Raw genomic sequence first — 10,993 nt, 5'->3', positions numbered from 1 at the left:
ATTGAGTAGGAGGCGGGTTCACACCCGCCGTCCTCTCACACCACCGTGCGTACGGTTCCGTACACGGCGGTTCAAGCTATGCGGCTAAGCCGGTTGATCGTATCCAGTATCGAGACCAGTCCGAGTCGATCCCATAGTTTCTTCGGCAGCGCCTGATTCATATGTGGCGCCCCCGAGTTCCACCATGGGCCTCGGCCGTTATAGGCCGATTTACAGGCACGCTCCTCGCTTAAGCCCAGACGCATCAGGTTGCGCGCCCTCGTAGAGGGCTGTTTCCATTGGCGCCAAATGGCACAGCGGAGTTTGTGCCTGATCCAGCCATCCAGCTCCTCAAGTGGCCGCTTGCTCTGGCTGAGCTTGAAGTAACCCGCCCAACCTCGTAGTACGGGGTTTATCCGCTCGATGGTGTTTGCCATCTTGCGGCCCCGCGCGCCGCATAGCAGCTCTGCGAGCCGGTCGCGCAGGCGACTCAGGCTCACCGTTGCCACCCGCAACCTTGGCTGCTGATGCCAGCTCATCCCATAACCCAAGTAATCACACTTCCAGGCTCTCGCGACTCGACTCTTCTTCTGATTCACCGTCAGTTTCAAACGTTGACTCAGGAAGCGCTCGACACTAGCCAGTACCCGTTCGCCAGCCCGAGGACTGCGCACATAAATGTTCGCGTCATCGGCATAGCGCACGAAGCGATGGCCCCGCCGCTCCAGTTCGCGGTCAAATTCATCGAGCAGGATATTCGACAGCAGCGGCGAGAGCGGGCCGCCTTGCGGCGTCCCTTCCTGCCGTGGACTGACGACACCGCCTGACATGACTCCCGCTTCAAGGTAGCGACGGATAAGCCTAAGTACGCACTTATCTTTGACCCGGCGCTCGATACAGGCCATGAGGATGTCGTGGTTGACCCGATCAAAAAACTTCTCCAGATCGACTTCCACGCACCACCGGTGCCCCGATGCCACATGGGCACGGGCCATCTCGACAGCTTGATGCGCGCTCCTGCCCGGACGGAAGCCGTAGCTAAAATCCGAGAACAAAGGATCGAAGAATGGCGTGAGTTGTTGCAGCAATGCCTGCTGGATCAGGCGATCCACGACGCTGGGAATTCCCAGTTGCCGCGTGCCGCCCTGCGGCTTGAGAATTTCAACCGCACGTACGGCTTGGGGATGGTATTCACCGGCCAGCAATCTGCCTTTGAGGATTGGCCAATACTGATTCACATAGCCTGCAAGGTCGGCGACCGTCATGCCATCGGCACCCGGCGCTCCCTTATTGCTGACTACGCGCTTATACGCACGTCTGAGGTTGGCCGGTGCGAGCACCCGCTCCATCAGCGTGTCCGGCTCTGCGTTCGTCCACGCCGATGACGCCGTCGATACCTTTGCGCTGTCAGGCATCATCCTCGGCTTCTGGCCGGGATTCGGAGTGACAGATTCCGTTTTAGGAAATTTCTGCATTGCGGCTACCAACGAGACAGTGACGCCTACTGGCGGCATAACCTGTTCGGCCCTTGGTGACGCGGTTAACCGCCACTTACTACGGCCTCGGCTGACTTCTGCACGCTCATCCCGTCGCCTCTCGACGCTCGGTAGCACCAAGGCAAGCGTACAGATCTCCCAGGGTAATTCGCGTGACCTTCCTGCTTATGCCTGTCGGATTTACGTCGCAGCGTTCCGTGCAAGTATTGGGCTTTGACGATTATGGCCGTCTTGCCCCGCTGCGCCGCCTGATCCGCTTCCTGTTCGTCAGGCCAGCATTTTGCCTCGGGCTTCCTTCAGATTCGTAGTCGCCCACGACACCCTTGCCTCTGGCTAACACTTCCCCTTGCCGGGTGTGTAGAGGACTTTCACCCCCAAGTCACCAGCGAGGCCACCACAGCCAAGCTGGTTGCGCTATCGCGCAACGCGCCATGCCTGGCGCACCATAAAAAAACCAGCCCGAAGGCTGGTTCCTTGATGACCACACTGGCTTATCAGCCACGCGGCTTGCCGCGACCACGGCCTGCCGGCTTGTCGCCATCAGGCTTGCCCGGACGCTTGCGCATCTCGCTCGGGCGCTCAGCCACCGTGCTGCCACGGGTGGGTTTACGCGGCGCTTCTTCACGCGGCTGACGCGCCGGGCGTTCGCCAGTAGCGGCACCTTCGTGGGCCGGGCGCAGGTTGCGCACGCGCTCGCCACGGCCCAGCGGGCGGGTCGACTTGCGCTGCAGGCGCTCCATCTTGTCCTTGGCCTTGAGCTTCATGGCTGGCAGCGCGACCGGCTGCAGGCCCACTTCGGCGGCGAGGATGTCGATTTCGCCCTGGGTCATTTCGCGCCAGCGGCCCATCGGCAGGTCCGAATTGAGGAACACCGGGCCGAAACGCACACGCTTCAGGCGGCTGACCACCATGCCCTGGGATTCCCACAGGCGACGCACCTCACGGTTACGACCTTCCATCACCACGCAGTGGTACCAGTGGTTGAAGCCTTCGCCACCCGGTGCCTTCTGGATATCGGTGAACTTGGCCGGGCCGTCTTCCAGCATTACGCCGGCTTTCAGGCGCTCGATCATCTCGTCGTCGACTTCACCACGCACACGTACCGCGTACTCACGGTCCATCTCGTAGGACGGGTGCATCAGGCGGTTGGCCAGCTCACCGTCGGTGGTGAACAGCAGCAAGCCAGTGGTGTTGATGTCGAGGCGGCCGATGTTGATCCAGCGGCCTTCTTTTGGCCGTGGCAAACGGTCGAACACGGTCGGGCGCCCTTCCGGGTCGTCACGGGTGCAGATTTCGCCGTCGGGCTTGTTGTACATGATCACCCGGCGGGTGGCCTCGGCGGCCTCCTCGCGCTTGATCAGCTTGCCGTCCACGGCGATGGCGTCGTGCAGGTCTACGCGCTGGCCAAGGGTGGCCTCGACGCCGTTGACCTTGATGCGACCCTGGCTGATCCAGGCCTCGACATCACGCCGCGAGCCCACGCCAATGCGCGCCAGCACTTTCTGCAGCTTTTCGCCGGATGGCGGGGTGATTTCGGTTTCTTTCAGGTCTTGCTCACTCATCTGGGCACCTCCCGGTGTAGGAATGAAAACAGGTTTCTGGCGACGAACGCGCCAAAAGGCCGCGCATCATACGCGGTTCATCAGGGGAACGCACTGGAGGGTAGAGGGTTTTGTGGGGCTGGGCATGATTTTCTGCCCAATGGGCTTTGTGCTGGCCGCTCCGCGGGCAGCACAGGCAGCAGATCAATCAGGGCTGTGCCTTGTTCTCTTCCTCCACCGAAGGCTCAGGCTCTTCTCCCCGCAAATCATCAAAATCGGTTTTCAAACCGTCTTCCATGGCATCCAGCTCCACCAACAGGCTACGGAAGCTGGTCTCCTCTCTCGGCTCACCAACCTCCTCTTCCCCAAGGCTGGCATCCGCCAATGCCTGCAGGTGCGCAGGCACCGGCGCATCATCCGGGTCAAGTTGCGGCGCTGGTTCCATTTCGCGCAGCTCGGCCAAGGCCGGCAGGTCCTCAAGGCTCTTGAGGTTGAAATGATCGAGAAACGCCTTGGTGGTGGCGAACATCGCCGGCCGGCCGGGCACTTCGCGGTAGCCGACCACGCGAATCCACTCGCGCTCCATCATGGTCTTGATGATATTGCTGTTCACCGCAACGCCCCGCACGTCCTCGATTTCACCACGGGTGATCGGCTGGCGGTAGGCAATCAGGGCCAGTGTCTCAAGCAGCGCTCGCGAATAGCGCTGCGGGCGCTCTTCCCAGAGGCGCCCGACCCACGGGGCATAATCCTCGCGAATCTGCAGGCGATAGCCGCTGGCCACCTCCTTGAGCTCGAACGCACGCCCATCGCACGACTTGCCCAGCACCTCCAAGGCCTGCCTGAACACCTTGGGCTCGGGGCGCTCGGCTTCCTCGAACAGCTCGTACAGGCGCTCAAGGGATTGCGGCTTGCCCGAAGCGAGCAAGAAGGCTTCGATCAGCGACGCCAGGTCGCGGGGTTCATTCAGGTTCATCGGGTTCTTCAACTGGCGCCGGGCGAAGCCGCACGTGAATGGCGGCGAAAGGTTCATTCTGCACAAGTTCGATCAGCGATTCCTTCACCAGTTCGAGAATGGCCATGAAGGTCACCACCACACCGAGCTTGCCCTCCTCGGCAGCAAACAGCGCGATGAACGGCACAAAGGCACCGCCCTTGAGACGTTCCAGCACCTGGCTCATGCGCTCGCGGGTGGACAAGGTCTCACGGGTGATCTGATGGCTTTCGAACAGGTCGTTGCGGCGCATCACCTCGGCCATGGACATCAGCAGCTCTTCCAGGCTGACCTGAGGCAACAGCTTGCGTACCTTGGCCTGCGGCGCTTCCAGGCGCGGCACCACCACCTCGCGCCCGACCCGTGGCAATTCGTCGATGCCCTCGGCGGCGGCCTTGAAGCGCTCGTACTCCTGCAGGCGGCGGATCAGCTCGGCGCGAGGGTCACCCTCCTCCTCCTCGACGTCGGCGGAACGCGGCAGCAGCATGCGTGACTTGATCTCGGCCAGCATGGCAGCCATCACCAGGTATTCGGCAGCCAGTTCAAGGCGCACGCTTTTCATCAGCTCCACATAGCCCATGTACTGCCGGGTGATCTCGGCCACAGGGATGTCGAGGATGTCGATATTCTGCTTGCGGATCAGGTACAGCAACAGGTCCAGCGGGCCTTCGAACGCTTCGAGGATGACTTCAAGGGCGTCCGGCGGGATGTACAGGTCCAGCGGCAGCTCGGTCAGGGCTTCGCCATAGACCAGCGCCAACTGCAGTTGCCGAGGCGCTTCGACCCATTCGGCCGGCGCCTCAGGCGCTTCCAGCTGGCTCACGCGTTGACCAGGAACGGCGTGGGGTCGCCACAACCTTCGCGGATCAGTTCCGGCTCGTCGCCGGACAGGTCGATGATGGTCGACGCCTTGAGGTCGCCGAACCCGCCATCGATCACCAGGTCAACATGGTGCTCCAGCCGTTCACGGATCTCATAAGGGTCGGTCATCGGCTCGCTGTCGCCCGGCAGGATCAGGCTGACGCTCATCAGTGGCTCGCCCAACTCGGCCAGCAAGGCCAGGGTGATGGCGTGGTCCGGTACACGCAGCCCGATGGTGCGACGCTTATCGTGCAACAGCAGACGCGGCACTTCACGCGTGCCGTTGAGAATGAAGGTGTAAGGCCCCGGTACATGCGCCTTCAGCATGCGGAAGGTGCCGGTGTCGACCTTGGCATACAACCCCAGTTGCGACATGTCGCAGCACATCAGGGTGAAGTTGTGCGTCTTGTCCAGCCCGCGCAGGCGCCGCACCCGCTCGATTGCCGACTTGTCGCCTATCTGGCAACCCAGCGCATAGGCCGAATCCGTCGGATACACCACCACGCCCCCCTTGCGGATGATCTCGACGGCCTGTTTTATCAGGCGCGCTTGTGGGTTCTCCGGATGAATCTGGAAAAATTGGCTCACGTAATCGTCCTGTTCATAGCGCCAAAGGCTGTTCATGGCTGAATCGACGCCACAAAGGTGGCAGATCCTCGGGCAAAGGCCGATAGGCACCGATCTCGCCCCAGGTGCCGGGGCCGTGGAAGTCACTGCCAGCGCTTGCCAGCAGGCCGAACTCACGGGCAAGAATGGACATAGTGCCCACTTGCTCGGCAGGCATCATCCCGTTGACCACTTCAAGCGCCTGCCCTCCTGCCTGAATATAGTCGGCAATCAGCCGCCTGCGCTTGCTGCGGGTCAGGTCGTAGTGCATGGGATGCGCCAGGCTCACCCAGGCGTTGGACTGCCTCAGCGTGGCAACGGTTTCGTCGAGCGTCGGCCAGTGCTGCTTGACGTCGCCCAGCTTGCCGGCGCCCAGCCACTTGCGAAACGCTTCACCACGGTCCTTGACGTGCCCGGCACGCACCAGATACTCGGCAAAATGCGGGCGCGCCGGGGCGTTGCCGCTGTCACCCAGCTCGTGCTGCACGGCGCGCGCGCCTTCAAGCGCGCCGGGCATGCCCTTGGCCGCTAGCCGTTTGTCGATTTCTTCGGCACGCAGCCAGCGGCCGCGGTGCAACGCTTGAATCGCCGCCAGCAATGGCGGTGCGTCGAGCGGGAAATCATAGCCCAGCACGTGAATGGTCGCGCCGCCCCACGTGCAAGACAGCTCCACACCGCTGACCCAGCGCATACCCAGGTCAACGCAGGCCTGGCGCGCTTCGGGCAGGCCTTCGAGGGTGTCATGGTCGGTCAGTGCCAGCGCTTGCACCCCGTGTTCATGGGCCCGGGCAACCAGTACCGAAGGCGACAGGGCGCCGTCGGAGGCCGTGCTGTGACAGTGCAGATCAACATTCATGGAGGAGCGCTTTCGCTGGAATCGATGTTTGTTATTATGCCGTCACATCCCGATTCTGGCTGCCATTGTGAAACAATTCATCGATTTCATCCCGCTGCTGCTGTTCTTCATCGTCTACAAGCTTGACCCGCGCCCCATGGAAGTCGCCGGCCATCACTTCGAATTTGGCGGCATCTACAGCGCCACGGCCATGCTGATCATCAGCTCGCTGGTCGTGTACGGCGCACTGTTCCTGCGCCAGCGCAAGCTGGAAAAGGGCCAGTGGCTGACGCTGATCGCCTGCCTGGTGTTCGGTGGCCTGACCCTGACCTTTCACAGCGAAACCTTCCTCAAGTGGAAGGCTCCTGTCGTGAACTGGCTGTTCGCCCTGGGTTTTGCCGGCAGCCACTTCATCGGCGATCGGGTGCTGATCAAGCGCATCATGGGCCACGCCCTGACCCTGCCTGATGCCATCTGGACGCGCCTGAACCTGGCCTGGATCGCTTTCTTCCTGTTCTGCGGCGCGGCCAACCTGTTCGTCGCCTTCACCTTCCAGGACTTCTGGGTGGACTTCAAGGTGTTCGGCAGCCTGGGCATGACCGTGATCTTCCTGGTGGCGCAAGGCGTGTACCTGTCGCGCCACCTGCACGATGACCCTTCTACCTCCAAACCCAAGGATTGACATGCTCTACGCCATTATCGCCAGCGACGTCGCAAACTCCCTGGAAAAGCGCCTGGCTGCCCGCCCGGCGCACATCGAACGCCTGCAGCAGCTCAAGGCCGAAGGCCGCGTGGTGCTGGCGGGCCCACACCCGGCCATCGACAGCAACGACCCGGGCGAAGCGGGTTTCAGCGGTAGCCTGATCGTTGCCGAATTCGAATCGCTGGCGGCGGCGCAGACCTGGGCCGATGCCGACCCGTACATCGCAGCCGGCGTGTACGACAAGGTTGTGGTCAAGCCGTTCAAGCAAGTGCTGCCTTGACCTGAGACGGCACGGCCTTCTTCGCTACACAAACCTTCGGATCTGTGCCATCGCCCGTAGGAGCGGGTTCACCCGCGAAGAGGCCGGGCCTGCCGGCCAATCTCCACCCGCCGTTCACCGTTGCCGCCGCTACCGTATTCGCGGGTAAACCCGCTCCTACACAGATTTGGTGGTGGACACACGTCGGCGGTTGGACACAGCCCGCTGTAGGAGCGGGTTTACCCGCGAAGAGGGCCACGCGGCACCAGCAGTTATACTCAGGCCATCAGTCTGCGGTATCTTTGCCACTGGCGGGCCGAATAACCGCCGTCAATGGTTGAATTGAGTGAGTCATGAGCGAGCTGTTACTGATTGATGATGACCAGGAACTGTGCGAGCTGCTCGGCAGCTGGCTGACCCAGGAAGGGTTTTCCGTGCGTGCCTGCCACGATGGGCAGAGCGCACGCCTGGCCCTGGCCGAGCATGCCCCTGCTGCCGTGGTACTGGATGTGATGTTGCCCGACGGCAGTGGCCTGGAGCTTCTCAAGCAGCTGCGCAGCGAGCATGCCGAGCTACCGGTGCTGATGCTGTCAGCCCGCGGCGAGCCGCTGGACCGCATTCTCGGCCTTGAACTGGGTGCCGACGACTACCTGGCCAAACCCTGCGACCCGCGCGAGCTCACTGCCCGCCTGCGCGCGGTGCTGCGCCGCAGCCACCCCACCGCCACAACCAGCCAGATGGAGCTGGGTGACCTGGTCTACAGCCCTGCGCGGGGCGTGGCCAGCATCGATGGCCGCGAAATGACCCTGACCCTGTCCGAAAGCCGTATTCTTGAAGCGCTGCTGCGCCAGCCCGGCGAGCCGCTGGACAAACAGGAACTGGCGCAGATCGGCCTGGGCCGCAAGCTGACCCTGTACGACCGCAGCCTGGACATGCATGTCAGCAACCTGCGCAAGAAGATCGGCCCCCACGCCGATGGCCGGCCACGCATTGTGGCGTTGCGTAGCCGTGGCTATTACTACTGCCTGTAAAAACGCCGGGGCCGCTGCGCGCCCCATTGGCGGCACAAGGCGGGGCCTGCACGGGCCAATCATCTTTACTTTGCCTTTACCATCCCCTGACTGCGCTTGACGGTGATCTCCCTAGACTGTGCTCATCCGGTAATCACCGGCCTATGAAAGGAGAGACACCATGCGCAAGACCCTTATCGCCCTGATGTTCGCTGCCGCTTTGCCGACCGTAGCCATGGCCATGCCTGACGGCGGCCCGCGCCACGACGGCCCGCATCATCGCGGTGATGCGCCTTTCCACCAACTGGACCTGAGCCGCGATCAGCGCCAGCAGATCGGCAAGCTGATGGGCGAGCAAATGCAGCAGCGCCGCGACATTACCGAGCGCTACCTGTCCAAGCTGCCGGCCGCCGACCAGAAAGCCATGAAGGATGAACTGCAAGCCAACCGCGACAAGACCGACAGCGCAGTGCGCAAGTTGCTCACGGCTGACCAGCAGAAGAAGTTTGACGAACTGCAAAAAGAACGCGCCGCCAAGAAAGCCGAGTGGCAGGAGTTCCAGGCCTGGAAAGCTGAAAAAGGCGCCAAGGCCCAGTAAGCTGTCCGCCCCGTGCCCGGCCCGCATCACTGCGGGCCGGGCTTTTCCCGTTTAGGAGGTGCACTTGCGTTCACTGTTCTGGCGCATCCTGGCCAGTTTCTGGCTGGCCATCACCCTGGTCGCAGGCCTGTCGATCCTGCTGGGGCACATGCTCAACCAGGACGCCTGGATCCTCAGCCGCCACCCGGGCCTGAATACCCTGGCCAGCAAGTGGGCCAAGCACTATGAGCAGGAAGGCCTGGAGGCGGCCCAGCACTTTCTGGAACGACGCAAGGACCGCTACAAGATCGACGTGCAGGTGCTCGACGATAGCGGTGAGGCCGTGGTGCCCGGTACCTTTCCACGCCGTGCGGCAGCCTTCGAAGCGCGCCAGCACAATGACCAGCGGCGCTTGCCATGGCGCCGGCTGACCGAGGAATACACCAGCCCCGACACCGGCGAAACCTACTTGCTGATCTACCGCATCCCCCACCCGGCGCTGGATGCCTGGCACCGTGAAAGCCTGCTGTGGCCACTCAGCGCCCTGGGCATTGCCTTGGTCGTGCTGACCCTGTTCAGCCTGCTGGTGACGCTGTCCATCACCCGCCCGTTAAGCCGCCTGCGCAGCGCCGTACACGATCTGGGCCAGACCACCTATCAGCAGAACAGCCTGGCACGGCTGGCAGCGCGGCGCGACGAGTTTGGCGTGCTGGCCAAGGACTTCAACAAGATGGGCGCGCGCCTGCAAAGCACCATTGGCAGCCAGCGCCAGCTGCTACGCGATGTGTCCCACGAACTGCGCTCGCCGCTGGCCAGGCTGCGTATTGCCCTGGCCCTGGCCGAACGCGCCGAGCCTGAGCAGCGGCAAGCGCTGTGGCCACGCCTGACCCGCGAGTGCGACCGCCTGGAAGACCTGATCAGCGAAATCCTCGCCCTGGCCCGAGTGGATGCCGAACAGGCTCATGCCGAACCCGTCGACATCAATGCCTTGCTCGGCAGCGTACGCAAGGACGCCCTGCTGAGCGCACCGGAGCAGGACGTGCGCCTGGAGGCGCAGCCGGGGTTGAGCTTGCAGGGTTGGCCAACGCTGATCGAGCGTGCCGTGGACAACCTGCTGCGCAATGCCCTGCGCTTCAACCCGGCGGGCCAGCCGGTCGAGGTCAGCGCCGCACGCGAGCAGGACCGCATCGTAATCAGCGTGCGTGACCATGGGCCTGGGGCGGCAGCGGAGCACCTGGCGCAACTGGGTGAGCCGTTCTTCCGCGCGCCAGGGCAGGAAGCACCGGGGCATGGCCTGGGGCTGGCGATTGCGCGCAAGGCCGCGGAGCGCCATGGCGGTAGCCTGGTGCTGGAGAATCATCCACAGGGTGGGTTTGTGGCCAGGCTGGAGTTGCCCCTGGCTGAAGCGACAGGCAGTTGATGGGGTGTAAAGGTACCTGGCCTCTTCGCGGGTAAACCCGCTCCTACAGGGGATGTGGATGCCGTTGTAGGGGCGGCTTCACCCGCGAAGAGGCCGGAAGCCTTGATACCTGAATCAGCCCGAGGCCAGGTTACTCACCCCAGCCACTGACGAAATCAGCCGTTTCCAGCACCGGCGCTGTCCGCGGCTCGGTCAGCGGCGTGCCGACGTACAGGTAGCCGATCAGCTCCTCGTTCTCGGCCAACCCCAACCCCTTGTGCACATGGGCATCGAAGGCCATGTCACCGGTACGCCACACCGCGCCGATCCCCTGCGCGTGCGCAGCAATCAGAATACCGTGCGCCGCACAGCCCGCCGCCAGGCGCTGCTCGGACTTGGGCACCTTGAAATGGTCCTGCAACCTGGCCACCACCACGATCAGCAACGGCGCCCGCAGCGGCATCGCACGGGCCTTGTCCAGTGCAGCCTGGCTGGCATCGCCCTTGTGCTGCACGGCTTCGGCGAACAGCTCACCCAGCTTCTCGCGGCCCTGGCCTTCGATGGTAAGAAAACGCCACGGCCGCAGCTGGCCGTGATCCGGGGCGCGCAGGGCAGCCTGGAACAGCGCCTCGCGCTGGGCGGCATTGGGCGCCGGGTCGGTCAGGCGTGGCACGGAAACACGGTTGAGCAATGCGTCGAGAGCCTCCATCGGCTACCCTCCTGGCAGTTGAAT

General features: G+C 63.1%; 12 protein-coding genes. 5 read left to right on the top strand and 7 right to left on the bottom strand.

The window, feature by feature from the left end; all coding sequences use genetic code 11:
• Positions 1–71: 71 nt before the first annotated feature.
• From ltrA to ACTJJN_RS15315, 6 genes are all read right to left on the bottom strand, one after another.
• Positions 72–1,493: a group II intron reverse transcriptase/maturase gene (gene ltrA, locus ACTJJN_RS15340; protein ID WP_221101214.1), complete on the bottom strand. Its 1,422-nt coding sequence runs from the start codon at positions 1,491–1,493 to the stop codon at positions 72–74.
• Between the two features lie 476 nt (positions 1,494–1,969).
• Positions 1,970–3,037, bottom strand: coding sequence for a 23S rRNA pseudouridine(2605) synthase RluB (rluB, locus tag ACTJJN_RS15335; RefSeq protein WP_003254539.1), 1,068 nt, complete (start codon positions 3,035–3,037; stop codon positions 1,970–1,972).
• A 187-nt stretch (positions 3,038–3,224) separates the two neighbouring features.
• Entirely contained in the window at positions 3,225–3,992 is a 768-nt protein-coding gene (gene scpB / locus ACTJJN_RS15330; RefSeq protein WP_088513401.1) for an SMC-Scp complex subunit ScpB, read from the bottom strand.
• On the bottom strand, positions 3,979–4,719 hold the full coding sequence (locus ACTJJN_RS15325; protein WP_162470266.1) for a segregation and condensation protein A: 741 nt from the start codon (positions 4,717–4,719) through the stop codon (positions 3,979–3,981). Before ACTJJN_RS15325 ends, scpB begins: the two co-directional genes overlap by 14 nt.
• Before the next feature lie 110 nt (positions 4,720–4,829).
• Positions 4,830–5,459: an L-threonylcarbamoyladenylate synthase gene (locus tag ACTJJN_RS15320; protein WP_003254544.1), complete on the bottom strand. Its 630-nt coding sequence runs from the start codon at positions 5,457–5,459 to the stop codon at positions 4,830–4,832.
• Between the two features lie 13 nt (positions 5,460–5,472).
• Positions 5,473–6,333 carry a PHP domain-containing protein gene (locus tag ACTJJN_RS15315; protein ID WP_012051568.1) on the bottom strand — a complete coding sequence of 287 codons (861 nt, stop codon included), beginning with the start codon at positions 6,331–6,333 and terminating at the stop codon, positions 5,473–5,475.
• Positions 6,334–6,400: 67 nt separating this feature from the next.
• Between ACTJJN_RS15315 and ACTJJN_RS15310 the strand changes: the two genes are divergently transcribed.
• From ACTJJN_RS15310 to ACTJJN_RS15290, 5 genes are all read left to right on the top strand, one after another.
• The gene (locus tag ACTJJN_RS15310; protein ID WP_010955188.1) at positions 6,401–6,994 is read left to right on the top strand and encodes a septation protein A; all 594 of its coding nucleotides are present in this window, start codon (positions 6,401–6,403) and stop codon (positions 6,992–6,994) included.
• Between the two features lies 1 nt (position 6,995).
• Positions 6,996–7,295 carry a YciI family protein gene (locus ACTJJN_RS15305; RefSeq protein WP_003254549.1) on the top strand — a complete coding sequence of 100 codons (300 nt, stop codon included), beginning with the start codon at positions 6,996–6,998 and terminating at the stop codon, positions 7,293–7,295.
• Between the two features lie 332 nt (positions 7,296–7,627).
• A complete protein-coding gene (locus ACTJJN_RS15300; RefSeq protein ID WP_003254551.1) occupies positions 7,628–8,305 on the top strand; it encodes a response regulator transcription factor in 678 nt (225 codons plus the stop codon).
• A gap of 160 nt (positions 8,306–8,465) precedes the next feature.
• Positions 8,466–8,882, top strand: coding sequence for a Spy/CpxP family protein refolding chaperone (locus ACTJJN_RS15295; RefSeq protein ID WP_003254553.1), 417 nt, complete (start codon positions 8,466–8,468; stop codon positions 8,880–8,882).
• Between the two features lie 58 nt (positions 8,883–8,940).
• Positions 8,941–10,281, top strand: coding sequence for a sensor histidine kinase (locus ACTJJN_RS15290; RefSeq protein WP_012051566.1), 1,341 nt, complete (start codon positions 8,941–8,943; stop codon positions 10,279–10,281).
• 130 nt (positions 10,282–10,411) lie between these two features.
• Here the strand turns inward: ACTJJN_RS15290 and ACTJJN_RS15285 are convergent, their stop codons facing one another.
• Positions 10,412–10,969: an NAD(P)H nitroreductase gene (locus tag ACTJJN_RS15285; RefSeq protein ID WP_003254557.1), complete on the bottom strand. Its 558-nt coding sequence runs from the start codon at positions 10,967–10,969 to the stop codon at positions 10,412–10,414.
• Positions 10,970–10,993: the final 24 nt, after the last annotated feature.

This window comes from Pseudomonas sp. 22515, from assembly GCF_052044625.1.
Classification (GTDB): domain Bacteria; phylum Pseudomonadota; class Gammaproteobacteria; order Pseudomonadales; family Pseudomonadaceae; genus Aquipseudomonas; species Aquipseudomonas alloputida.
The sequence above is the reverse complement of the archived record's forward strand: the minus strand, read 5'-3'. Positions and strand labels throughout refer to the sequence as shown.